At 28.2% G+C, this 26,237-nt stretch carries 20 protein-coding genes; 14 read left to right on the forward strand and 6 right to left on the reverse strand.

Annotated elements, in window-relative coordinates; translation table 11 throughout:
* Position 1: 1 nt before the first annotated feature.
* The 3 genes from pflB (CLSA_RS06110) (at position 2) to pflA (ending at position 6,040) form a co-directional block, all read left to right on the forward strand.
* Positions 2-2,233 carry a formate C-acetyltransferase gene (gene pflB / locus CLSA_RS06110; RefSeq protein ID WP_022744538.1) on the forward strand — a complete coding sequence of 744 codons (2,232 nt, stop codon included), beginning with the start codon at positions 2-4 and terminating at the stop codon, positions 2,231-2,233.
* Positions 2,234-2,678: 445 nt separating this feature from the next.
* Entirely contained in the window at positions 2,679-4,910 is a 2,232-nt protein-coding gene (gene pflB / locus CLSA_RS06115) for a formate C-acetyltransferase (RefSeq protein ID WP_022744539.1), read from the forward strand.
* A 422-nt stretch (positions 4,911-5,332) separates the two neighbouring features.
* Complete coding sequence (pflA, locus tag CLSA_RS06120; protein ID WP_022744540.1) at positions 5,333-6,040, forward strand: pyruvate formate-lyase-activating protein; 708 nt, start codon at positions 5,333-5,335, stop codon at positions 6,038-6,040.
* Between the two features lie 163 nt (positions 6,041-6,203).
* On the opposite strand, the gene rd is transcribed toward pflA, so the two are convergent.
* A complete protein-coding gene (gene rd, locus CLSA_RS06125) occupies positions 6,204-6,365 on the reverse strand; it encodes a rubredoxin (RefSeq protein WP_022744541.1) in 162 nt (53 codons plus the stop codon).
* Between the two features lie 284 nt (positions 6,366-6,649).
* Entirely contained in the window at positions 6,650-7,270 is a 621-nt protein-coding gene (locus CLSA_RS06130) for a 3'-5' exonuclease (protein WP_022744542.1), read from the reverse strand.
* Positions 7,271-7,568: 298 nt separating this feature from the next.
* Here CLSA_RS06130 and CLSA_RS06135 point away from each other — a divergent pair, with 298 nt between their 5' ends.
* Positions 7,569-8,522: an L-lactate dehydrogenase gene (locus tag CLSA_RS06135; protein WP_022744543.1), complete on the forward strand. Its 954-nt coding sequence runs from the start codon at positions 7,569-7,571 to the stop codon at positions 8,520-8,522.
* Positions 8,523-8,605: 83 nt separating this feature from the next.
* Here CLSA_RS06135 and CLSA_RS06140 read toward each other — a convergent pair whose 3' ends face one another.
* Positions 8,606-9,580, reverse strand: a complete 975-nt coding sequence (locus tag CLSA_RS06140) for a biotin--[acetyl-CoA-carboxylase] ligase (RefSeq protein WP_022744544.1) — start codon at positions 9,578-9,580, stop codon at positions 8,606-8,608.
* Positions 9,581-10,006: 426 nt separating this feature from the next.
* On the opposite strand from CLSA_RS06140, the gene CLSA_RS06145 reads away from it, so the two are divergent.
* The 9 genes from CLSA_RS06145 (at position 10,007) to CLSA_RS06185 (ending at position 20,262) form a co-directional block, all read left to right on the forward strand.
* Positions 10,007-11,053 (forward strand): phosphodiester glycosidase family protein, encoded by a 1,047-nt coding sequence (locus tag CLSA_RS06145; RefSeq protein WP_022744545.1) that lies wholly within the window; start codon positions 10,007-10,009, stop codon positions 11,051-11,053.
* 20 nt (positions 11,054-11,073) lie between these two features.
* Positions 11,074-12,120, forward strand: coding sequence for a hypothetical protein (locus CLSA_RS06150; protein WP_022744546.1), 1,047 nt, complete (start codon positions 11,074-11,076; stop codon positions 12,118-12,120).
* A 375-nt stretch (positions 12,121-12,495) separates the two neighbouring features.
* Positions 12,496-13,134, forward strand: a complete 639-nt coding sequence (locus CLSA_RS06155) for a site-2 protease family protein (protein ID WP_022744547.1) — start codon at positions 12,496-12,498, stop codon at positions 13,132-13,134.
* Positions 13,135-13,529: 395 nt separating this feature from the next.
* A complete protein-coding gene (argS, locus tag CLSA_RS06160) occupies positions 13,530-15,221 on the forward strand; it encodes an arginine--tRNA ligase (protein WP_022744548.1) in 1,692 nt (563 codons plus the stop codon).
* A gap of 256 nt (positions 15,222-15,477) precedes the next feature.
* Positions 15,478-16,599 (forward strand): AI-2E family transporter, encoded by a 1,122-nt coding sequence (locus CLSA_RS06165; protein WP_022744549.1) that lies wholly within the window; start codon positions 15,478-15,480, stop codon positions 16,597-16,599.
* 25 nt (positions 16,600-16,624) lie between these two features.
* Positions 16,625-17,158, forward strand: a complete 534-nt coding sequence (locus CLSA_RS06170) for a nitroreductase family protein (RefSeq protein ID WP_022744550.1) — start codon at positions 16,625-16,627, stop codon at positions 17,156-17,158.
* A 337-nt stretch (positions 17,159-17,495) separates the two neighbouring features.
* Positions 17,496-18,224 carry an HAD-IB family hydrolase gene (locus tag CLSA_RS06175; protein WP_022744551.1) on the forward strand — a complete coding sequence of 243 codons (729 nt, stop codon included), beginning with the start codon at positions 17,496-17,498 and terminating at the stop codon, positions 18,222-18,224.
* 14 nt (positions 18,225-18,238) lie between these two features.
* Positions 18,239-18,982: a ribonuclease H-like domain-containing protein gene (locus CLSA_RS06180; RefSeq protein WP_022744552.1), complete on the forward strand. Its 744-nt coding sequence runs from the start codon at positions 18,239-18,241 to the stop codon at positions 18,980-18,982.
* A 377-nt stretch (positions 18,983-19,359) separates the two neighbouring features.
* On the forward strand, positions 19,360-20,262 hold the full coding sequence (locus CLSA_RS06185) for a hypothetical protein (protein WP_022744553.1): 903 nt from the start codon (positions 19,360-19,362) through the stop codon (positions 20,260-20,262).
* A gap of 108 nt (positions 20,263-20,370) precedes the next feature.
* Here CLSA_RS06185 and gltX read toward each other — a convergent pair whose 3' ends face one another.
* Positions 20,371-21,834: a glutamate--tRNA ligase gene (gene gltX, locus CLSA_RS06190; RefSeq protein WP_022744554.1), complete on the reverse strand. Its 1,464-nt coding sequence runs from the start codon at positions 21,832-21,834 to the stop codon at positions 20,371-20,373.
* 286 nt (positions 21,835-22,120) lie between these two features.
* The gene (locus tag CLSA_RS06195; protein ID WP_022744555.1) at positions 22,121-23,002 is read right to left on the reverse strand and encodes a ComEC/Rec2 family competence protein; all 882 of its coding nucleotides are present in this window, start codon (positions 23,000-23,002) and stop codon (positions 22,121-22,123) included.
* A 474-nt stretch (positions 23,003-23,476) separates the two neighbouring features.
* Here CLSA_RS06195 and CLSA_RS06200 point away from each other — a divergent pair, with 474 nt between their 5' ends.
* On the forward strand, positions 23,477-25,228 hold the full coding sequence (locus CLSA_RS06200; RefSeq protein WP_022744556.1) for a phosphoenolpyruvate carboxykinase (ATP): 1,752 nt from the start codon (positions 23,477-23,479) through the stop codon (positions 25,226-25,228).
* Positions 25,229-25,424: 196 nt separating this feature from the next.
* Here CLSA_RS06200 and CLSA_RS06205 read toward each other — a convergent pair whose 3' ends face one another.
* The gene (locus tag CLSA_RS06205; RefSeq protein ID WP_041716493.1) at positions 25,425-26,171 is read right to left on the reverse strand and encodes a putative ABC transporter permease; all 747 of its coding nucleotides are present in this window, start codon (positions 26,169-26,171) and stop codon (positions 25,425-25,427) included.
* Positions 26,172-26,237: the final 66 nt, after the last annotated feature.

Genomic DNA, 26,237 nt, shown 5'->3' on the forward strand with positions numbered 1-26,237 from the left:
GATGTTTAAGCAATGGGAAGGATTTAGTGATGGAACTTGGAAAGAAGGAGTTGATGTAAGAAACTTCATACAAAAGAATTATAAATTATATGAAGGGGATTCTAGTTTCTTGGAGTCTACAACAGAAAAAACGGATAGAGTATGGGAAAAAGCATATGCACTAATTGTTGAGGAAGTTAGAAAAGGAATTATTGATGTAGCAACTGATAGAGTATCAGGAATTGATAATTATGAAGCAGGATACATAGATAAAGATAATGAAGTAATAGTTGGTCTTCAAACCGATGCTCCACTTAAAAGAATTGTAAATCCATTTGGTGGAATGAGAATGGTTAAGAGTTCGTTAGAGGAATATGGATATAAATTGGATGGAGATATTGAAAAACATTTTTCACAATATAGAAAGACTCATAATGAAGGGGTATTTGATGCATATACAAAGGAAATAAGAGCTGCAAGAAGTGCAGGACTTTTAACAGGATTACCAGATGCATATGGTAGAGGAAGAATAATAGGTGACTATAGAAGAGTTGCTCTTTATGGTATTGATTATTTAATAGAAGAAAAGAAAAAAGATCTTGATAGTTTACATGGTGATATGCTTGATGAATTAGTAAGAAAAAGAGAAGAAGTTAGTGAACAAATAAGAGCATTAGGAGCCGTAAAATCAATGGCATCTAGATATGGTATAGATATTTCAAAACCAGCAGGCAACGCAAAAGAAGCTGTACAAGCTTTATACTTTGGATATTTAGCGGGTATTAAAGAAAATAATGGAGCTGCAACATCATTTGGAAGAACATCTACTTTCCTAGACATATATATTGAAAGAGATCTAGAAGCTGGATTAATAACTGAAAAAGAAGCTCAAGAATTAGTTGACCAACTTATAATAAAATTAAGATTAGTTAGACATCTAAGAACTCCAGAGTATAATGAATTATTTGGTGGAGATCCAACTTGGGTAACTGAATCAATCGGAGGAATGGGCATCAATGGTAAACCACTTGTAACAAAGAACTCATATAGATATCTTCATACTTTAATAAATTTAGGAACAAGTGCAGAACCAAACCTTACAGTTTTATGGTCAGATAGATTACCAGAAAACTTCAAGAAATATTGTGCAGAAATTTCAATAAAGACAGATGCTATTCAATATGAAAGCGATGAAGTCATGAGACCAATTTATGGAGATGATTATGCTATAGCTTGCTGTGTATCTGCTATGAAAGTCGGTAAACAAATGCAATTTTTTGGAGCTAGAGCTAATGTTGCAAAATCACTTTTATATGCTATAAATGGTGGAGTAGATGAATTAAAAGGTATTAAAGTAGTTCCAGGAATTGAAAAACTTACAGATGAAGAAATCCTTGATTTTAATAAAGTTAAATCAAACTACAATAAGGTATTAGAATATGTTGCTAAAATATATGTAGATACAATGAATATCATTCACTGTATGCATGATAAATATGCTTATGAAGCGAGTCAAATGGCATTACATGATACAGCAGTAGAAAGATTGATGGCGTTTGGTATTGCTGGACTTTCAGTTGCTATAGATTCATTATCAGCAATTAAGTATGCTAAAGTTAAACCAATTAGAAATGAAGAGGGCATAGCTGTAGATTTTGAAGTAGAGGGTGAATTCCCTAAGTACGGAAATGATGATGATAGAGCAGATGATTTAGGAGTAGAGTTAGTTACTAAATTCTCTAATGAACTTAAGAAGCATCCATTATATAGAGATGCTAAACACACATTATCAGCACTTACTATTACATCTAATGTTATGTATGGTAAAAAAACAGGGACAACTCCAGATGGTAGAAAGAAAGGTGAACCGTTAGCACCAGGAGCTAATCCAATGCATGGAAGAGATAAGAATGGAGCATTAGCATCTCTTAATTCAGTGGCTAAGATACCATATAACGGAATATGTCAGGATGGTGTTTCTAATACATTCTCAATAGTTCCAGATGCACTTGGAAAAGATGAAAAACAAAAGATTGATAATTTAGTTTCAATTTTAGATGGATATTTTGTACAAGGAGCTCATCATTTAAATGTTAATGTTCTTAATAGACAAACATTAATTGATGCTATGGAAAATCCAGATAAGTATCCAACATTAACAATTAGAGTTTCAGGATATGCTGTTAACTTCAGCAGACTGTCAAAAGAACAACAATTAGAAGTTATAAGCAGAACATTCCATGAAAGCATATAAAGATGAGATTAACATCAAATAAAGCACATGAAAGAAAATAAATTTAGCAAAGGGATTTGTTATTTTTTGAATGTTATTTTAAATGTAGTGAGTTTATGTGAGTATAATTGGTTAATATTTAGCTAAAAATAAAATAAAACATAAATTGCTTTTTGAAAGTAAAAACGATGAATCGGTATCAATAGATATAGATAATCAATATATATCTATTGATAAATAATAACAATGCAAAAACGATATGAATTAATGCAAAAATGTTTATATATTTTTAATTGTGAAAAATAAACATATATAATTATACAGCTCATAAAAATAAATATTAGGATTTCAAAGGCTTAAATCAAAGTTTTAAAAAACTTTTAATTTGTATGAATTTATATTACAATGAAGTTGTAATATAAATCAACGATTTTTGTATAGTTACAAATACAAAGGAGGAAACATTATGTTTAAACAATGGGATGATTTCAAAGGCGGAAAATGGGAAAAAAACATTGATGTTCGAAATTTTATACAAACTAATTATAAACCATATGAGGGTGATGATTCATTTTTAGCTCATGCTACTGAGAATACAAATAAATTATGGGCTGAAGTAAGTGAATTGTTTAAAAAAGAAAGAGAAAATGGTGGAGTTTTAGACGTAGATACTAAGACGATATCTGGAATAAATGAATATGAACCAGGATACATAGATAAAGCAATTGAGAAAATTGTAGGAGTGCAAACTGATGCTCCGCTTAAGAGAGCTGTTATGCCTCAAGGCGGAATAAGAATGGCTGAAAATGCTGCTAAAGCGTATGGTTATGAAGTAGATCCAAAAATATCAGAAATATTTACAAAATACAGAAAAACTCATAATCAAGGTGTTTTTGATGCTTATACAGATGAAATGAAATTAGCTAGAAAAAGTGGCATAGTAACAGGTCTTCCAGATGCTTATGGTAGAGGAAGAATAATAGGCGACTATAGAAGAATTGCATTATATGGAATAGATAAATTAATTGAAGATAAATTAGCTCAGAAGAAGAGTTTAGAAGTCAATACTCTTGATGAAGATGTTATCAGATTAAGAGAAGAAATTTCAGATCAAATAGTTGCATTAAAAGAATTACAGGGCATGGGGCAAAGATACGGATTTGATTTATCTAAACCAGCTAGTAATGCTAAAGAAGCTGTTCAATGGTTATATTTTGGATTCTTAGGTGCTATAAAGCAGCAAAATGGAGCTGCAATGTCACTAGGAAGAACTTCTACATTCTTAGATATTTATATAGAAAGAGATTTAAAGAATGGAATTATAACAGAAACAGAAGCTCAAGAAATAATAGATCATTTTGTAATGAAATTAAGATTAGTTAAATTCTTAAGAACTCCAGAATATGATGAATTATTCTCAGGAGATCCAACTTGGGTAACAGAATCAATTGGCGGAATGGGATTAGACGGAAGAACATTAGTTACTAAGAATTCATTTAGAATTTTAAATACATTATATACAATAGGACCATCACCAGAACCAAATTTAACTGTTTTATGGTCTACTCAATTACCACAAGGATTTAAAGATTTTTGCTCAAAAGTTTCAATTGATACAAGTTCTGTACAATATGAAAATGATGATTTAATGAAAACCTACTGGGGTGATGATTATGCAATAGCTTGTTGTGTATCAGCAATGAAAGTTGGTAAGCAAATGCAATTCTTTGGAGCAAGAGTTAACTTAGCTAAAACTTTACTTTATACTATAAATGGTGGTAAAGATGAAAAATTGGCGATTCAAGTAGGTCCTAAGATGCAGCCGATAACTTCAGAATATTTAGAGTATGATGAAGTTGTGGAAAAATTTGATGTTATGACAGATTGGTTAGCTAATCTTTATGTTAATACATTAAATGTAATTCATTATATGCATGATAAATATTCATACGAAAGTTTACAAATGGCATTACATGATAGGGATGTATTTAGAACAATGGCTTGCGGTATAGCAGGGCTTTCAGTATGTGCAGATTCGTTATCAGCTATTAAATATGCCAAGGTAAAACCAATAAGAAATGAAGAGGGAATAGCAATTGACTTTGAAATAGAAGGAGATTTCCCTAAGTATGGCAATGATGATGATAGAGTTGATGAAATAGCTATTTTCTTAGTTGAAAATATGATGAAAAAAATCAGAAAAAACAAGACTTATAGAAATGCATATCATACTCAATCAGTATTAACTATAACTTCAAATGTTGTTTATGGAAAGAAAACTGGTACTACTCCATGTGGAAGAAAAAAGGGAGAGCCATTTGCACCAGGAGCTAATCCAATGCATGGAAGAGATGAAAGTGGATCATTAGCATCATTAAATTCAGTTGCTAAGTTGCCATATGAATATTCACAAGATGGTATATCTAATACATTCTCAATTATTCCAGATGCACTAGGTAAATCACTAGAAGATAGAATAACTAATTTAAGTGCAATGATGGATGGATATTTTGTTCAAGATGCTCATCACTTAAATGTTAATGTATTTAATAGAGAAACATTATTAGATGCTATGGATCATCCAGAAAAATATCCTCAATTAACTATCAGAGTTTCGGGATATGCTGTTAACTTTATTAAATTAACAAGGGAACAACAACTAGATGTTGTGAGTAGAACATTCCATGCAAAAATGTAATTTAGTTATTTGAGATTTTTTATAAGTATTTATACTAAAATGACTAAATATTAGATAGAAATATAATTGTAGAACCTTGGATAACACTTTCAAATCCAAGGTTTTACTTATATAGCAAAATAAAAAAAGTTATTATGTTGTTTGCAAATATATTATATGAATATGCAAAGTTTTAGGCACATGAAAATAAGAAACAAGTCCAATTTGCCATGGATATTTTTTATCAGGCAAGGAGAGAAAGTGCCATCATAGCTAGCCTATTATGGTATTTTGCCGATGAGCAGAGAACCCAAATCTTTGATTTGGTGTGAATCGCTTACTCAGTGAGCGTATGCGAGTCGAGCTTCCTATGATGGGAAATAGACTGGCAAATGGACTTGTTATTTATTTAATTGTGCCTTGATAAAATGGAGGTTGGGTAAATGATTATAGGAAAAATTCATTCGATTGAATCAATGGGGTTAGTAGATGGACCCGGAATAAGAGTGGTTGTATTTTTTCAAGGATGTGCATTGAGATGCAAGTTTTGTCATAATCCAGATACATGGTCACCAAATGGAGGAGAGGAATATACTCCAGAACAATTAGTAAGAAAAATAGAAAGATTTAAACCTTACTTTGAAAAAAGTGGCGGTGGAGTCACATTTTCAGGAGGAGACCCTTTAAGACAGCCAGAATTTCTTTTGGAAGTATTAAAGTTATGCAAAAAGAAAGATATCAATACATGTATTGATACAGCAGGATATGGATTTGGAGAATATGATGAAATATTAAAATATACTGATTTAGTTTTATTTGATATAAAACATATTACAAGAGAAGGATATAAAAATATAACTTCAATGGAAATTGATGAATCATTAAAATTTTTAGAAGCGATGAAAAAAAATGACACTAAGATTTGGATAAGGCATGTTATAGTTCCAGGAATAACAGATAAAGAGGAACATTTAAAACAACTTAAAGAATTTGTTGATAAGATTCCCAATGTTGAAAAAGTTGAATTATTGCCATATCATTTATTAGGAGTAAATAAATATGAAGGATTGGGAATTAAATATCCACTAGAAGGTGTAGAAGCAATGGATAAGGAGACAACTAAAAGGTATCAAAAGGAAATATTTGAATAAATATTTAAATAAATAGACTATAGGAACAATATTAAAAAAAGTTCTTATAGTCTTCTCACTATAAATTTATCACATAGGGGAATTGTAAGGAAAGTTATAAAATTAGTTTTATAAAACATATTAAATTTAATATATATTATTTAATATTTATATATATTTGAAATTACTCTTCAATAGAAAAATTATCTTTGTTGAAAGAACATATAGGACATACCCAATAATCAGGTAGATCATTAAAATCTACACCAGGTTTGATTCCATTATCAGGATCACCAATTTCAGGATCATATATATATCCACATACTTCACAAACATATTTTTTCATTTTACCACCTCATTTATAATATTAAACAAGACAAAAGTAATTAAATTTTATATTATAACTTAATATTAGGCATATTCAAAAACAACACAATTTTAAAAGTGTTGTTTTTATTTATATGCTCCTGACAAAATTAAAACATTAGATTAAGAGTAATACAAATATAATTATAATATATGATTATTTTAGCAAGGTGTTAATGATAAGCAATAAAAAATAGAAGATATTATACACAAAATACATGTGCTATATTTTGTTATAATAGTCTTCTATTTTTAAAACTAATATTATTTATTTTTAGATTGTAGAAGATTAGTAAAATATCCTTTAGGAAAGTATCCTTTTTTCAAACCATCTATCACAGTTAAATATGCTGCGGCTGTATCAAATCTTGCATCGTGATAATTACCGCTGCCTTCGAATAATTTTTCAGATGTTTCAGCAATTTGTGTGCTTGATATATTAAGCCAGTCAATTACTTCAGATAATTTAGGATTTTTAATTTCTCCATTTGCCTTTGGAATTTTACAAATATCTCTATAATAAGCCATAGTGCAGAATGTATTTTTAGGAATGAAATTTTCGCCTAGTATTGAAAGTTCATGTTTTAAAAACCTAACATCAAAATTAACATTATGTCCTATTAAAAAATCTGCTTCTTCAAAATCTTGAATAAATTCTGGAACTAAATCTTCAAAGTATTGTCCATTAGATAATTCATAAAGTTTTTCTAATGAAAATCCATGAATTTCTTGTGCAGAAGGATCCATTTCATCAACTGTAAAGAAAAAGTTTTTGCCTGTAGTAATTTGTGGCTTTACACTAGCGTCAACAGTTATATAACTTAATTGGCATATGCTGCCTGGCTTTACACTTGTTGTTTCTGTATCAAAAAACAATAATTTCATTAAATTGTACCTCCGTATTTGTACATGAGTCATAAATTATTAAAAATAGGTCATTAAGTTAATTATATAGTATTTACGGGAAAATTCAAATAAATTGCGCAGAGAAAAGAAGAATATAATCAAGAGCAGATTAATATTTACTTGTTATTTAATTTAATATACATTATAATGAGAATAACTATTAATTGATATAAACGTTAACTGTTTACGTTATCACGTATTAATTAATAGAAATTAATAATAATTTTACTAAATGGGAATAGTAATGTTATTAAGGCATACTTAGGAGGAGCGAATAATGATAGAAAGAAAACGTAAGGTATCAATAATAGGAGCAGGATTTGTAGGAGCGACTACAGCATTTGCTTTAATGAATAGTGGAGTAGCAACTGAAATATGTTTATGTGATATTAATATGGATAAAGCTATGGGAGAAGTTATGGACTTGGTTCATGGAACATCTTTTGTAAAGCCAGTTAATATTTATGCAGGAAATATTAGTGAGACTAAAGATTCAGATATAGTTATAATTACAGCTGGAGCAGCTCAAAAAGAAGGAGAAACTAGATTAGACTTAATTGAAAAGAATTATAATATCTTTAAAGGATTCATTCCAGAAATTGCGGCAGCTAGTCCAGAAGCAATTTTATTAGTTGTAAGTAATCCTTGCGATGTACTAGCATATATAACTTATAAATTATCAGGATTTCCAAAGGAAAGGGTTATTGCATCAGGTACTGTATTAGATACATCAAGATTAAAATATGTAATAGGTAAGTACTTAAATGTAAATAATAACAATGTTCATGCATATGTTTTAGGAGAACATGGTGATAGTGAAGTGGTAAGCTGGAGTACTGCAAGTATAGCAGGGGAAAGTTTTGATGAATATGCTAAAAAGTTTAATTTAGAGTGGGATGATGAAGTTAAATTAGTAATTGAAAGTGATGTTAAAAATGCTGCATATGAAATAATAAGTAGGAAAAATGCAACTTATTTTGCAGTAGCATTAGCAGTAACTAGAATAGTGGAAGCTATATTAAGAGATGAGAATACTATATTGACAGTATCATGTTTGATGGAAGGACAATATGGTATTGATGATGTTTATTTAGCAATTCCAACAATTGTGAATAGTAGTGGTGTGGTAAGAATTGTTAATCCGGAACTTAAAGATGAAAGAGAATTAAAAAGATTACAAGAATCTGCAAGTGTGTTAAAATCAAATATTCAAAAAGTACTTAATAAATAGTAAAAGAAATTAATGATTAGTTGCAAAACAATGAAAATAAAAGGAATCGAATGTAGTTTTAAATTCGATTCCTTTTTTAAACTTTATTTTAGCATTCCTTTAAAACTTATTTCCCCGGAAAGTACTTCTTTTTCTATACCATTACTGTCTTTAACAATAAGGTTACCGGTATTTGATAATGAAACACAAGTTATGATTTCTTCATTATTATGCGTAATCAACTTTGCTTGTTTTCCAAAGATATTTGAATTTTCTCTGCATATTGATATTGTTTCAGAGAGATTAAGATTCTCTAAGAAATCGTTATATAATTGTTCAAAATGATTTAAAAAATTTGCTAAAATTTCTTTCCTTGAAAATTCTTTGTTATATTCAATTTTTAATGATGTGGCTGTTGATTTTACAGTGGAATCAAATGAACTTTCATCTATGTTAATATTCATACCAATACCTAAAACTAGATAGTGAACAATATCCATATCGCATTTCATTTCAGCTAATATACCACAAAGTTTTTTGTTTTTTAAATATATATCATTAGGCCATTTTATTTGAGTGTTAATATTTAAATCTATTAAACATTTGTGAATAGCAGCAGCAGCAATTTGGGTTATTTTAGGAGCTTCCGTTGGAGGCAAAGTTGGTCTTAAAATTAAAGTAAACCAAATTCCACCTTTAGGAGAAATCCAATTTCTATTGAAACGTCCAGTTCCGAGATTTTGTTCTTCAGCAATGACTATAGTTCCATCTTCAGCATTATTTTTAGCAAGATCTTTTGCTTTGATATTGGTGGAAGTTATACTATCAAAGTGAACAATATTTTTTCCAATCTTATATGTTTTTAATAAAGGAGAAAGTTCGTTTTTGATTAATAAATCAGGAGAATATAATAATTTATAGCCCTTATTTGATATTCCTTCGATAATATAGCCTTTGGATTTTAAATTTTTAATATGTTTCCATATTGCAGTTCTTGATACATTTAAAGTAGAACTTAGAGATTCTCCAGATACATAATCGTTATTTTTTTGTAATTCATTTAAAATTTGCTCTTCCATAATGTAGCACCCTCCTATAATAGATTATACCATAATAAAAATATAGATAGTAAAGTTTTCATGTGCCTAAAATCTAGTTTACTTTCAATCATATTTGCTTAAGAATTATTAATTAGTAATTCAGAGTAATCAACATCCATGTTTAGCAAATGTAAAAGGTATTAGAGTAATATAATTTTTGGATTTCCTACATAATTATATTGTGCTTTATAGAAGGATATCAAAATAGAAAATAATATTTTAAACTTCCGCAAATAATAAAATAAAGCATAACTTTATATAAATTTATCGTTTGAAGTTTTAATATATAATATAAAATAGAAAAAGTGAAATTATTGTAATTTCTATAGAAGTATTATATAATTAGTCTTGGTATATTTTAAAAGATGTGAGTAGACAAAAGGCATTTCTAGAGAGGATAATGTAATGAATAAAAATATAAAAAATAAGAATATAAAGTTAAAGTCTAGGTCAAAATTAAAAAAGGAAAGAAAAAAAGTAAACAAAATTTCATTTGTGGCTTTATTGTCATTTCTAGCTTTTGAATTACTTTTCACAGCATTCACATTTCCTTTTTTACTATTATATGGGCCGTTTGACAATGCAAAGAGTACATATGTTGGAGCAGCTATGACTTCAATGAATCATCAATACTTAGCTAAATGGTTTTTATCAGATAAAAAAATAGAGGAAATTTTAGGACAAAATTCATCAGATACAGGTGATGAAACAACTAATAAATCTGAAATTCAAATTCCAAAAGTAAAAGACGATACAATTGAACGTTATAATATTGCTGACAATTCTAAATATACAGGATATTATCTTGTGGTAAAAGATCCAACAAGAGTTAAAATTGGATATACTTCTAAATTAAAAGTAGAAGGAGAAACAACATCTCAGATTGCTGAGAATAATAATGCTGTTGCTGCAATAAATGGCGGTGCATTTACAGATCAATCATCAAATTCACTTTGGACTGGAAATGGTGGATTCCCAAGTGGTTTAATAATGAGTGGCGGAAAAGTTGTGTATAATGATTTGGGTGAAAATGGTACAACGGATTTGATTGGAATGACTAAAGAAGGTGTAATGATTGTAGGAAAATATTCTGTAGCCGACCTTGAAGAACAAGGAATTCAAGAAGCTTTAAGTTTTGGACCATCATTAGTTATTAATGGTAAGATGACACCTATGAGTGGAGATGGTGGCTGGGGTATAGCACCAAGGACAGTAATAGGACAAAGAAAAGATGGAGCCATAATTCTATTAGTCATAGATGGTAGAGGTGTAACTAGCTTAGGTGCTACATTAAAAGAAGCTCAAGAGGTTATATATAAGTTAGGTGCAGTTAATGCAATGAATCTAGATGGTGGAAAATCAACAACAATGTATTATGATGGAGAGGTTATCAATACACCATCATATAGCATGGGTGAAAGAACTATCCCAACAGCAGTTATTGTTAAGTAAGCAGAAGGTGAGGTCGAGTTATGAAAAAGTCTAGAAAGATAATTGCTTGGGCAACACTATCTTTAATATTACAAGTTGGCGTATTATTTATATTAAATAACTTTGTGTTTAAGCAGTCATCGGATTTTAAGAGTATAAAAATGGAAACACAAAAGGATAAGACAAAAGGCATTAATGCAACTATTCAAAAGGATGCGCAAGATGTTAATATATCTTATGGTGGAACTTATTTAAGTTACGATAAAGATAGTAGTTTATATATGGAAGATACAAAAACAGGAACAATTAATAAGGTAGAAACAGAAAAGAATGGAGAAATTCTATATTATAAATGGTTATCAGATAGAGATAGACTTATAATAGCTGAAAAAGTTGACGTAAATGGAGAATCAAAAATTCAGCTTATAACATATAACCCTAAGAACTCTACAGAAACATTTGTTAGTAATATATGTTCCTATGAAAAGGATATGGAAGTTAAGAAAATAACTGAATCTACTATAACTGGTGTTTATTACATAGATGTTTATAAAGGCGGATTAAAGAGCAATGTTTATAGAATAGATATAAATAATGATCTAAATAAGGTAAATCTTCAAACTAATATTTTAGGTAATATGCAAGTAATACCTCATGAAGATAGATTAGTTTATGAAGATGAAGTAAATGGTAAATTCTTTGTTACAAGCCCTAATAAGCAATTAACATTTAATTCGAATAAAAAGTTAGCACTTCTTGGAATAGACAGAGATGATGTAGTGTATGTTGGTGAACTTAATGGTGATAAGATATCAAGTATAATATATGGTAAGGTTGATGAAAATACATCATCATGGAAGACAATAACACTTGATGCAGTTGTGAATAGAAAGGATATCTATTTTAGTAATAAGGGTGAGATTTTGGTTAATGATTGTCTCATGGGAAAAGTAAAAAATCTTACTACAGGAGAAGAAGTAGAGTATGATGGAACGCTTATTCAAATTAAAGAAGGCTTCATAGCAACTGCGGATAATAACGGAAAACTATCCTATAAAAACTTAGGAACAACTAGCTCAAAAAAGTAAGTTAAATAAATATATAGATGAAAGTATATCAATAATTTATGTTATAAATATGCTTTCATCTATTTTGTATAATTAATAATGTTAATTATATAAGGTACATTTAAAAAAATAACAAGTTCATCTGCCAAGCCTATTTTTCATCAGAGGAAGCTCGATTCGCATATGCTCACTGAGTAAGCGATTCAGTATATTAGTATAATAGGTCGGCTATGAAACTAATCTGCTTCATTGCCTGATGAAAAATAATAATGACATTTGGAACTTTTTATGTTCTTTCATGTGCCTAAATTATCAATATATCTATAAAATTCAAGTAGAATTGTGATATAATACAACACATATGTGTATAATGCACAATCAAAAAAGGAGGAGAATATGGATTCAATACTTAGTATTATTTTAATGATTCCAGGAATGCTTATTGCATTTACATTTCATGAATATGCTCATGCGTTAGTAGCAGATAAATTAGGCGATAAGACTCCAAGATTTCAAGGTAGATTAACTTTAAATCCAATTGCGCATATTGATCCAATAGGATTTTTTGCAGTTTTGCTTTTTAAATTTGGATGGGCAAAACCAGTGCAAACTAATCCTTCATCTTATAAAAATTATTATAAAGATGATTTAAAAGTAAGTTTAGCGGGACCAATTGCTAATTTTTTAGTTGCTATAGTATCATCGTTAATTTTAGGAATGTATTTAAGATTTGTATATGGATTTTTGCCAGATGCGTTGGCAGGTGTACTACATTCAATGATAAGTCTTACAATTATGATAAATGTAAATATTGGATTATTTAATTTAATTCCAATACCAGGATTAGATGGGTTTAGTCTTTTGAGAGATTTACGTCCGGATACATTTTATAGATTTGAAGAAAGATTTTATCAATATCAAATGTTAATAATGCTATTGCTTATATTTGCTGGAGGCAGAATAATATCAATACCAGCAGGGATAATAAATAATTGGTTAGAAAAACTTGTATTTCTTATATATAGTATTTTTTAGCTTATGATTAAGTTGACAATTTTTAATGAAATTTGTATAATGTATTGAAGATTAATATGGAAACATTCGATGAAGAGGAAAGTACTTTAATAGATTCCTTAAGCGAGTAGGGAAAAGGTGTAAGCCCTATAGGATATATTGACAGGAAGAGAGCCTTGGAGAAATCACCTGAAATTAAGTAAGGATGGTCGCATATAAAATTGCGTTAAAATTTAAGTGGTATTTTATTTATATTAATTTTACCGTTTAAAACTAATATTGATTAAATAAGATAATATTAGTTCTGATTTTATATTAATGTATAATAGAATGCAATTAGAGTGGTACCGCGAATAATTCGTCTCTTTGTTTATAAGAGACGTTTTTTTTATTGAAAAAATTTAAGGAGGATATTTATGGATTATAAAGTTAAAGTTGCAGAATTAATTAAAACTCATGTGGATTTAGATATTGAAACTATTGAAAGATTGATAGAAATTCCACCAAAACCAGAAATGGGGGATTATGCATTTCCATGTTTTCAACTATCAAAAATTATGAGAAAAGCACCTAACATGATAGCAGAAGAACTTAAGGGAGCTATGAATACTGATGGATTTGAAAAAATAGAGAATCTTGGACCTTATGTTAATTTCTTTGTTGATAAGGGTGTATTTGCAGAAAATACAATTAAAAAAGTTTTGAAAGATGGAGATAGTTATGGATCATCAAATGTGGGTGAAGGGAAAACTGTATGTGTTGAATATTCCTCACCTAATATAGCAAAGCCTTTTCATGTTGGCCACTTATTTACTACAGCTATAGGTAATTCTTTATATAAAATGTTTAAAAAAGAAGGATATGATACTGTAGGATTAAATCATTTAGGTGATTGGGGAACTCAGTTTGGTAAATTAATATCAGCATATAATAGATGGGTAGATGAAGAAGCGTTAGAAAAAGCACCAATCGATGAGTTGCTTAGAATATATGTTAAGTTCCATCAAGAGGCAGAAAAAGACCCGAGTTTAGAAGATGAAGGAAGAGCGTACTTTAAAGCATTAGAAACAGGAGATGCAGAAGCAACAGCACTTTGGAAGAGATTTAGAGATTTAAGCTTAAAGGAATTTGAAAGAGTATATGATATTCTAAATGTTAAATTTGATTCATTAAATGGAGAGGCGTTCTATAATGATAAAATGGATGTAGTAGTTAATGAATTAAAAGATAAGGGATTACTTGTAGAAAGCAATGGAGCGCAAGTTGTAATGCTTGATGATTACAATATGCCTCCATGTATCGTTCTAAAAGCTGATGGAGCATCAATATATGCAACTAGAGATTTAGCTGCTGCTATGTACAGAAAGAAGACTTATGACTTCTATAAATGCGTATATGTAGTTGGAACTCCTCAAGCATTACATTTTAAGCAAGTATTTAAAGTATTAGAACTTGCAGGGCATGAATGGGCAAAAGATTGTGTTCATGTAGGTTTTGGATTAGTTAAATTTGCAGATAGAAAGCTTTCAACTAGAAATGGATCAATAGTTTTACTTGATGATTTATTAAGAGAAGCAGTTGAAAAGACAATGGAAGTCATAAATGAAAAGAATCCAGAGCTTCAAAATAAAGAAGAAATAGCAAAGAAGATTGGTGTTGGTGCAGTAATCTTTACATATCTTAAAAACTCTAGAGAAAAAGATATTGTATTTGATTGGAAAGAAATATTATCTTTTGAAGGAGAAACAGGTCCATATGTACAATATTCATATGCTAGAGGTAATAGCATATTAAATAGGGCAACTAATTGCAACGGTACTGTTGATTATAGTAAGTTATCTTCAAAAGAAGAATTTGAATTAGTTAAGAGTATAGCTAACTTTAATAATATGATAACTTTAGCATTAGATAAGTTAGAGCCATCTATTTTAACAAGATATGTTATTGAAGTAGCGAAAGGATTTAATAAATTCTACAATGCACATTCAGTATTAAATTTAGAAGATGAAGATTTAAAAGTAACTAGATTAAATTTAGTTAAGGCTTCATTACAAGTAATAAAAAATGGTCTAGAACTTTTAGGAATAGATGTAGTAGAAAAAATGTAATATAGAGTGAATTTAATTTCACTCTGTTTAAAGAACGTGATTGCAAGGCTATAATGTAATTACGTTCTTTTTTATACTATTATATATTTATTTTAAAACCATAATGTTCATAGGATTTTACCAATATTTTAGTTTTTTTTATTAAAAGTGAAATTACTTATTTAGATTACAAATTTATGTTGGTAACAATAAAAATGGATGTATGATATAATTAAACATTATAATGGAAGAATTTAAAGGGAGGAGGAAACGAAATATGTTTATAAATAGAAATATTCAGTATAGGGATATTCTAATTTTTGCATTGATTGGAGTTGTAGGATATAAACTGATTGATAATTATGACTATTTTTTTGGTTTGGTAAAGAAAACAATATCTATTATGTCTCCATTTATATATTCACTAATCTGTGCATATATATTAAATCCGGTAGTCAGTTTATTTGAAAGGAAATTTCAAATAAAAAGATCTATATCAATAGCACTTACGTATTTTATACTAGTGGCAATGGTTTTTATAGGATTGTTTTTTACAATTCCAAGTACTATAGATAGCATATTAAATATAACTAAGGATGTACCTGTCTATGTTAAAGTTGTACAAAATTGGATTAATGATATTTTGAAAAATGAAAGAGTTAATGAATTAATAACTCAAGCTGGATTATTAAGCAATATTCAACAAACATCAACTCAAGTTGGAAATCTTACAGTGGAATTATTACAAAACGCTGTAATCTACTTGCTATCATTTACATCAAATTTAGTTAATGTCATTTTAGGATTTTTAATTTCAGTATATCTTTTAGGTGATAAAGAAAAGTTTGTAAATAGAGCTAGAACTATTGTTTATATGATTTTAAAAGAAAAAAAGGGAACTTATTTAATAGATTTTATTAGAACATATAATCATATGATAGGAACATATATTGGAATAAAGGCAATAGATTCTTCGATAATAGGAGGAATTTCATTAATTGGTCTTGTTGTAGTTAAAGCACCATATGCACCATTACTTGCAGTGGTTGTTGCATTTACTAATATGATTCCGTATTTTGGACCATTAATAGGAATTATCATTAGTTCTATGGTTACTGTTTTTACTTCTCCCATGAGAGCTGTAGTTGTAGTCATTTTATTAGTAGCAATTCAACAATTTGATGCTTGGTATCTTGAACCTAAACTTATTGGAAAGAAAGTTGGAATAAGTCCGTTTGCGATTATATTTGCAGTTACTATCGGGGGTGGTTTTTTTGGTCCTATTGGAATGATACTTGCATCTCCTACAATGGCAACTATAAGAATATATTATAATAAGTTATTTTTAAAATTTAAAGAAAAAAATACAGAGCTTGTTAAAAAAGAGCGATTAGAATAATTAATATTATAAAAGGAGGATTTTTATGGAAGAATTTTTGAATTTAATAAATAAACGTCAAAGTTGCAGAAAATATTTAGATAAACATGTAGAAAAGGAAAAGTTAATTAAGTGTATTGAAGCGGCAAGATTAGCACCATCTGCATGCAATAGCCAGCCATGGCATTTTGTTGTAGTAAATAACAAAGAGCTATCACCTAAGGTGGCAATGTGTTTGCAAGATAAAGTTATGAATAAGTTCACTACTGAATGTCCAGCATTTATTATAGTAGTAGAAGAAGGCGGAAATTTAACATCAAGAACAGGGGCATTGATTAAGCAGCAAGATTATAGGTCGGTAGATATAGGAATTGCAGCGGAACATATTTGTTTAGCTGCAACAGAACAAAATTTAGGAACCTGCATTTTAGGTTGGTTTGATGAAAAAAAATTAAAAAGGCTTTTAAATATTAGTAAATTAAAGAGGATTAGGCTTGCGATAGCAATTGGATATGCAGCGGATGATAATCTTAGAAGAAAAATTAGAAAAGATATAAATGAAATTGCAACTTTTTTGTAAAATGATTTCATTATAAATATTCGATTTTAAGTTTAAATTAATAATACTAGATGATGAATATAAAATTTAGAATGAACAATAAAATTTCTTAAACATGAATTTGAGCGATTTGTAAAAATTATAGAACTATTTTACTGTTTATTTGAAAGAAACCAATTATTTTACATAAACTAAGAAATATTTCAAACTTAATTATCTATATGTAGTTCCATACCTAATATAAAAAAATATAATGTAGTAAAGAGCAGCTAATATGGATATTTGAATCTTTTCTGAATTGAAAAAATAAAGTATAATAAAATTTGAATATTAATAAAACTGAAGAGGATGTGAGTTAATGTCGCGGATAGGTGCTTTTTTCGACTTAGATGGTACTTTATATAGAGAGGGATTAATAACAGAAGTCTTTAAAAAAATGGTAAAATATGAAATTATAGGGCCTGAAAGATGGTATAATGATGTAAGGCAAGATTTCATGAGATGGGATAGAAGACAAGGTGATTATGACGATTATCTTTTAAAAATGGTAGATATATATGTTGAAGCTATTAAAGGGTTGCAAAAATATCGTATGGAATATATAGCAAAGAAAATTGTTGAACAAAAAGGTGATAGAGTATACACGTTTACAAGGGATAGGATAAAATGGCATAAAGATAATAATCATGTTTTGATTATTATATCAGGGTCACCTTCAGAACTTGTAGGTGAAATGGCAAAAAAATATGGCTTTACAGACCATATAGGAGCACAATATACAGTAGATGAAAATTGTATATATACAGGTGATGTTACTCCTATGTGGGACAGTATTAGCAAAGAGAAGGCAATAAATAATTTTGTGAAAAAATATGATATTGATTTACAACAAAGTTATGCTTATGGAGATACAGCTGGAGATTATACTATGTTCAAGAAGGTTAGACATCCTTATTGTATGAATCCAACAAAAGAGCTGTTACAGAAAGTGATAAAAGATAGAGAGTTAATAGAAAAAGTTAATGTTATAGTTGAGAGAAAGGATGTAATATACAATTTAGATATTGAAGATATACAATTTCTATAGGAAAGAGTGGTACTGTGATTATTCGTGAGAACAAGGTGAATGTAGAAGAATATAGTGATGAATTTATGATAAAACCTCAAGATAGGGAGTATAATCCTGAAGATCTTATTTTCTTTGATCTTGAACATTATGTGTATAAAAAACCCAAGTGTATTGGAGTTTTTGGAGCATGTGAATTTGATAAGAGGAATAGTAAGATTTTAGTTACTCAATATATGATTGAGGATAGGGATGAAGCTATAGATATATTATATCTTGCAAGAAATTATTTCATAAAGATGAAGAAAAAAGGAAAGAAAGCCATAGTGACTTTTTCAGGTAATAATGATTTTACAGTTATTAATTATCTTTTTAATGAAAATAAGATTTATTACAATTTTGACGAGGAATTTGATTCAATTGATATTCAGAAGGAATATGAGAAAGATAAGAGTTCATCTATAGGGCTTAAAAATTTAGAAAAAATATTTGATATCATAAGAGAAGGTGAAGTAATAAGTGGCTCTAATTTAGCAAAAACTTTTCATAAGGTTATGAAAGATAAAAATTACTTTAAACGAATGCCAGAGGAGAAAATTGAAAAGATTCTTCTTTATAATGAGCAAGATGTCGTAAATCTATATTATATCTATATAAATTGGAAAAAATATATATTTGAAGAAATTATAGAAGATGAAAGCATAGATGACTTAATTGATTTTAATAACAATGATGAAAGTGAAAGCATGTTTGACGACAATTTAAAGATAGGAAATTAATAAACAAATTAAATGTAAACACTAGATTTCTTTATAGAAGTAAGTACAGTACCTTACTTTTAAAAAGGGGCTCCATGATTTTGGAGTCCCTTTTTATATATGCTCACATGTATCTGAGTAATGAAACTAAATTATATAAAGTATAGAATGAAATATAATTTAATCATTATGTATATAATAATTTGTATTTTCAATATCTGTTTCAATAATTTGTATTATATGTTTAATTATCGTATAATTATGATAAATTAGCAATTGAATTTATAAAATTTTAAGAGGTTAATTTATTAAGTTACTAAATCAATATATTAATTAAGCAATCAGAAATTTATGGAGTATATTAATTCCTAAAAATTTTATTTGAAAGGTGAAATATTATGTATAATATAAGTTTAGATGCAAGAAGTATGAATGTAAATAACAAAGAAAGTATTATGTATAAATTTAATAAGCAATACAATAATTACAGAAAGACTCAAAGTGCATTAAATAAAAGTAGCAATATTACTGGTATTGAAAAAAAAGATAATAAAAAAAATCAAGATGAACTTATGAAACAGAAGATAAGAAATATGAAAATGCAGTTAGCAATGAGTCAAGACTCAGAAGAAAATATTCAAAATGGAATGTTGATTTTACAAGAAAAAGAAACAAGCTTAAGTGCTATACAAGAAGTTGGTAATGAACTTCGAGAATTATCAGAGCAATATAAAAATCCTAATTTGAATGATAAGGATAAAGGTGATATCGAAAAGCAGGCAGAAAAGTTATTGAATGGATTAGCAAAGTTAATGAATAAATCTAAGGAAGAAAGTAATACTATAGCAGATAATGCTATTCCTATAAAGGATTCAAATGGAAAGTACAATATAATATTATCAAGTTCTTTTAATATAACATTAGATACAGGTTCAGTAGATAATGGCCAGTTAAAGGAAAAAGATGAAAAGAATATGTTTAATAATAAACATTTTGAAAGTAAGATAAGTGTAAAAACATTGTTAAAAAAAACTTCTATAATTGAAGAAAGAATATTAAAGCCAGTACAGAAGGCTATAAAAGATGTAAATGATAAAAAAAACCATGTATACACTAAATTTATGGATGAATATTCAGAATCAATAATTTCAATTAATAAATTATTCAATTTGGGTGGGATAAGTGAATATGAAAAAGATGCAAAACTGCAAATGCAACAATCAATTTATAATAATGCTTATGCATTGGAATTTCAATCTTTAAATATCAATAGAGATAATGTATTTAAATTACTAAGGTAGTTTTAAAAATAATTATTATCAGCTGTATAAAAATATTTTTATCAAGGATATTTTTATTGAAAAATACAGACCTTTGGATAAAATCTTTAGGTCTGTATTTTTATGAATTTATAAGTTTGCCTTTAAAAGTTCAATACCTTTATGCATTCTATTTAATGATTCTTCTTTTCCTAAGATTACTGCGATTTCAAAAGCACCACCTGGAGTGAATGATTTACCAGAAAGAGCAGTTCTTATTGGCCATAGCATTTGTCCATTCTTGATTTCTAAAGATTTAATTAATTCAAATACTTTTTCATGAAGGTAATCTAAATTCCAGTTAGATTCATCAATAGATTCCAAAAGAGGTAATACTTTTTCTAAGTTTTCTAATGAAGTTTCTACTGTACTCTTCATTTTTTTATGAACATAAAGATCAGTTGAGTATTGTGGTAATTCTTCAAGGAAATCTATTTGTTCCGGAATATCACTTAATACTTCACATCTTGTGTGCAATAAGTCAGAGATTATTTTTAAGTCAAAATCTTTCTTTAATACCTTTTTATATTGTGGTATTGCAAGCTCATGGAATTCATCTAAGCTAAGTTTTCTTATATATTCTCCATTCATCCATTTAAGTTTAGCATCATCAAAAATAGCAGGAGACTTACTTATATCTTTATAGTCGAATTTTTCAACTAATTCTTCAAGTGTAAATATTTCTTCGTTTGTTCCAGGGTTCCATCCAAGTAAAGCTATGTAGTTAAGTACAGCATCTTTTAGGTAACCTTTATCCATAAGATCTCCGAATGATGCATCACCATTTCTTTTTGATAATTTATTATGAGCATCTTTCATAATAGGAGGACAATGAACATAAACAGGAACATTCCAACCAAATGCTTCATATAATCTGTTATATTTAGGTGAAGAAGAAAGATATTCATTTCCTCTAACTATATGAGTTATACCCATTAAATGATCATCAACTACATTAGCAAAATTGTAAGTTGGTAGACCGTCTGATTTAATTAAAATCATGTCTTCGAGTTCAGAGTTATCTACAGAGATTTTACCATAAATAACATCATCAAAAGTAGTAGTTCCAGTAGTAGGGTTGTTTTGTCTTATTACATAAGGAATACCTTTTTCTAAGTTTTCTTGAATTTCTTCTTTTGAAAGGTGAGCACAATGTTTATCATATTTAAATGGTCTTTTTAGAGCTTCAGCATTTTCTCTAAGCATATCTAATCTATCTTTAGAGCAGAAGCAGTAGTAAGCTTCACCTTTTTCAACTAATTTTTTTGCATATTCAAGATAAATATCTTTTCTTTCACTTTGTACATAAGGTCCAACGTCTCCACCAACATCTGGGCCTTCATCGTGATTAAGACCTGTTAACTTAAGTGTGTTATATATAATATCAACAGCACCTTCAACTAATCTTTCTTGGTCAGTATCTTCTATTCTTAAGATAAAATCTCCATTTTCATGTTTAGCGATAAGATAAGCATAAAGAGCTGTTCTTAAATTACCAACATGCATGTAACCCGTAGGGCTAGGTGCAAATCTTGTTCTAATTTTATTTGACATATTTTTCACTCCTATAAATTTAGTTTTTCATGTATTTTAGGGATATTTAAAGAATAATAATTAAGCATTAAGATAGCCTATAGTTTATTATATCCCTTATTTAAAATTGTGCATCATGTATTTATCACGATTGCGTACACTTTAACAATAATTCTATGATAGCTCAATGAATATTTGATGTCAATATTTCTTATATATAAGTAAAGAGATATTGATGCAAAAAAACAATAAAATAGTAAATGAATTACTTAATACCAAAAAAATTATCTATTAGAAAGTATTATATTTACTTTTTTGTTATTAATTTACCATTAGAAGATAATATTATAGTACCATTTGTATCTGTTCTATAAATAGTAATTTTGTTTTTTTTCAAACGCTCAAGGATATCATCGTTTGGGTGATTATAAACATTACCTTCTCCTACAGAAATCACACCTATTGAAGGATTAACTTTTTTTAGAAAATTTTCACTTGTAGATGTTGATGAACCATGATGACCTATTTTGAGAATATCAGCACTTATGTCATCATTATTAGACAATAGTTCTTTTTCTATATCATTTTGAGCATCTCCAGTAAATAAGAATGATGTTTTACCATATTCAATTTTCATTACAGGTGAATAATTATTTAAATTTTCATAATCATTCTTTGTTGGAGAAAATATTGTAACCCGTGTATTATTACCGAGATTAATTGTATTAGTTCCACGTTTTATTACGTTTATTTTCAATTTCTTTGATTTTAAAGCATCTACCATATTTTCGAAGGTTTTTGTGTTAGACTGAATCTTTGGTGCATAAAAATCAGTAATTTTATAGGAGTTAATTACATTAGCCATATTACCAATATGATCCTCATGGGGATGAGTTGCAATTACGTAATCAAGTTTTTTTAAATTAAGTGAATTCAAATAATTTAAAAACTTTTTCTTATCTGATTTTGGACCTGAATCGATTAAGAGATTTTTATTGTTTACTTGAATAAGAATACAATCACCTTGGCCTACATCTATATAGTGTACAAGCATTTTATTAGATTGTAGTTGGGAGGAATCGTCTTCAGAGGTTAATAAAATATTATATCCTGTTATTAAAGTAAAAAATAATATGATAACTAAGTACAGAAATGAATGTTTGTAATTAATTCGATAATGTTTAATCATAAATTTAAGTTAACGCTCCTATCTATAAACTATTCCAGCATAATATTAAAAAAATATAAACGTAGATATTATTAAAAGAATTTATAATGCCAACAATTTACATGATATATATTACAATTATAGTAAAATATTGTAAACAAGAAAAGGGGGAATATAATTCAATAATAAATTCAATAATCACATCACGAACAAGCATCGATAAAAAAATAAAATAATATGTATTATTTATAAAAATCAAATTTAACTTCATTATTATTAATATAATATAACATAAAATTATAAAGTTTATTTATACGATTTCAATGCGATGATAGATGAAAAAACTTAGCTGTAAGTAATTACAAATGATACAAAAATGCAAAAAACATAGGTTGAATATTGCAAAAAATATGATATAATTAAATCAATATGCAGGAATTCAATGAAAAAATGCAATTTATAAGTATTAAAAAATTCATATCGGGGGGTTAATTAATGAAAAAAGAATTTTCAATGAGCAATGATAAGGTAATGATAAACTTTACGGCTAAGTACTGTAATAGTTTTGAATCTATACTAGAAAGTAGTGGATTTAGACGAATTTTAGAAGTCTATTTGAGAAGAGCTAAAAAGAAGAATTCATTATCATATAGATATTTAAAACAAGAATTAGAAACAGACAGTCTTATAGATATTAGAAGAGATTTGATACAAATTATAAAATATTTAACAGTTATGAATTTAGAAGAAGTTATTAATATAAATGAGCGTTATGAATCACTTTTACAAGATAAAGACAGATTTATAGCATTTATAGAAGATTTTTATCTTTTTTGGAGAAAACTTGAAAGATATACAATAGTTCATAGATATAAAGTACAACAAGGTCTAGCAGCTGCTAGCTTTACAGAAGCAAATGCTAATTTTTCAACTTTAATTTTAAATTTATATAGAAAAATTGAAATGCATGTTGTAGGATATCAACCAAAAGTCTACAGACAAATTCCAGCTGGAGGAAATGCATGTATTATGATACATGAGTTGGAATGGGCAAGACCAGAAGGATATGAAGCTTTAGAGGATATACCTTTTATAGATCATATACTTTTAGAAACTCCATTTATAACTTATCCAAAGAAAAATACAAGAGATGGTATGTTTGCTGAGGTAGACCAGAATCCATTAAAATATGCTGATATTAATAAGGATCATTGGTTCTGTTATCCAGCTAAAATTGGAGGACTACTTACTTTCATTTATTTCCATAGAGATTTTATGGAACATGGAATAACTTTATGTAATCTATTTGAAATGGCAAGAACTGAAGAGACAAGAGGTAGAAAGCCAGATATTGTATATGTATTTGGTGCTAAAGATGAAGGAGAAGAACTTAAAACAGTATTTTATGATGATGAAAAAAATAATATAATGCTTGGATATATTAATCATTCAGAGAAAATTGATTACTTTGGCTATATAAAGAAAATGACATTGACTCTTTATAACTTAATAATGATAAAAAGAGGATTCTTACCAATACATGGATCTATGGTCAACATTCTTCTTAAGAGTGGAGACGTAGCTAATGTTGTTATTATGGGGGACAGTGGTGCTGGTAAATCAGAAAGTTTAGAGGCATTTAGAAGTTTAAGTGAGGATTATATTTCAGATATGACTATAATCTTTGATGATATGGGTACATTTAAGATAGAAGATGGTGTAATCAATGGTTATGGCACAGAAATAGGCGCTTTTGTTAGATTAGATGACTTGGATCAAGGTTATGCATTTAAAGAAATGGATAGAAGTATATTTATGAATCCTGACAAAGTTAATGCTAGATTAGTTGTACCAGTATCATCATATAAGGAAATAACTAAGGGACATCCAGTGAATTTCTTCTTCTATGCTAATAATTATGAAGGTGCTGAAGAAGGTGGAAAATACTTAAATTATTTTACAACGCCTGAAGAAGCTATAAAAGTATTTAAAGCAGGTGCTAGAATGGCAAAAGGAACGACTACTGAGAAAGGACTTGTAGAATCCTTTTTTGCAAATCCATTTGGACCAGCACAAAAGCAAGAGGAAACAAATATTCTTATAGATAAATATTTTAAGGCTATGTTTGAAAGTGGTCAAGTTAAAGTTGGTCAAATCAGAACTTGCTTAGGAGTGCCAGGGCAAGAAAAGGAAGGTCCAAGAAATGCAGCAATAGAGTTGTTTGATGAGATAAAGAAAATGAAATAGAATGTAATATAATTGTGAAAAATAACAGATTAATGGTGTGGTTATTTTATATTTAGCATATTTGTAAGTCTTAATTATAATTGTTTTTTACAAGTTATGATTAAAAACTTACAAATGTAATTGTTATAAAATAGTATAGTATTTTATCTGTTATTTTTTATTTATATAAAGAAAAAAGGATTAAGGTAATTTTACCTTAATCCTTTTTTAATTTATTTTTTAATGTTTTAAATATATGATTAAATGGATTTGATGAAATATTACGTAAATTATGAAATTTTTTGTTATTAAAATTAAATCTAACTTTATCTAAGACAGTTTCAAAGTTCTTTACTTTATCGAGAGCCTTTTCTCGTGTAGAATTGAATACTAGAAAAGGTTTTTCAAAAAAGAAATTAGATGATGCAAATTGAAGAGGATAAAATCTATTAATTTGTGCTAATGAAGATAAAGTGAATCCAAGATCCACAATAAAATATATAACTAAAGCATAAACAAACATATTGCCAAACATTCTTGGAATATGAATAACCGCTTCATTAACTATAGGATGTAAAATTCGTATTACACCAACTTCACAAGTTCCCCAAAATAAAGAATAAGGTAAACAAACTCTGCCATGTATATTGAATGGATCGTCTGCATAATCCCACCACTTAGCTTTAAAAGTTTTCTCCAAAACAAATCCAGTCAAATATTCTAACGCTGATGTTAAGAAAAATCCTAATAAAAATAATATTAAAATATTATTTTTAAAACTATCTAAAATTATAACGAGAGATGATATAGTAAAACCATATATGGGACAAAATGGTCCGTGTAAAAATCCCCTGTTGACAAATCGATGTTCATTTTTAAAATAATATAATACTTCTAAGCACCAACCTGAAAAAGAGTAAAATGCAAAATAAAATATTAAAGTATAGTAATTAAAATCCAACATAGTATGCAAATATATACTAACCTCCCTAGTAAACTTAACATGTAGAATATACTATATTATATACCA

The organism is Clostridium saccharobutylicum DSM 13864 (assembly GCF_000473995.1).
Taxonomy (GTDB): Bacteria; Bacillota; Clostridia; order Clostridiales; family Clostridiaceae; genus Clostridium; species Clostridium saccharobutylicum.